The 559-nt window shown below is 46.3% G+C and carries 1 protein-coding gene; it reads left to right on the top strand.

The annotated features are described in order from the left end of the window. Window positions 1-559, top strand: a 559-nt coding sequence (locus DW650_RS19640) for a hypothetical protein (protein ID WP_330414712.1), incomplete at both ends; no start/stop codon positions are given.

The following is a 559-nucleotide window of genomic DNA, read 5'->3' as shown; positions in this document are numbered from 1 at the left end:
GAGCAGATGGAGCGTATCGAGAAAGAACAGCACCGTGACATTATGAGTCTTGCAGAAATACAGGAACGCAGAAGCATGATAGCAAAAGGTATGTTGAGGGATGGAGAGGGATATACACCGGAGTTCAAGGATCAACTTAAGGCAATGGATGGACTGGAAAAAGCACTGACAATAGCAGAAAAGCAGAGAATTGAACGGGAGGAGAAAGAAAAGCGGGAGAAAGCACCTCTGTGGACGATACCAATCACAGACATTACTTCCGATTTTGTGGAAATCTACCGAACAGTGCATGAAGCATTTGCCGGGGAGATAGATGTGCATGAGATTGTATCTAAGGGCGGTCGTGGTTCTATCAAGTCCAACTTCTGGGGAGACCTGGCATACGAGACCATCCGGCAAGATCCACAGGCACATATTGTATATACCAGACGATACAAGGTTGACTTGCGTGGATCTGTTTATAACCAGTTCATGAAGACTGTGATCCGGTACAATGATCTGGATAACTGGGATTTCAAACAGTCTCCTATGTGCGCGGTGTATAAGCCGACCGGACAGA

The sequence above is a fragment of the Roseburia sp. AM23-20 genome (genome assembly GCF_003470905.1).
Lineage (GTDB): Bacteria > Bacillota > Clostridia > Lachnospirales > Lachnospiraceae > Roseburia > Roseburia rectibacter.
Note: the sequence above shows the minus strand (reverse complement) of the source record. Positions and strands in the feature narration are given on the sequence as shown.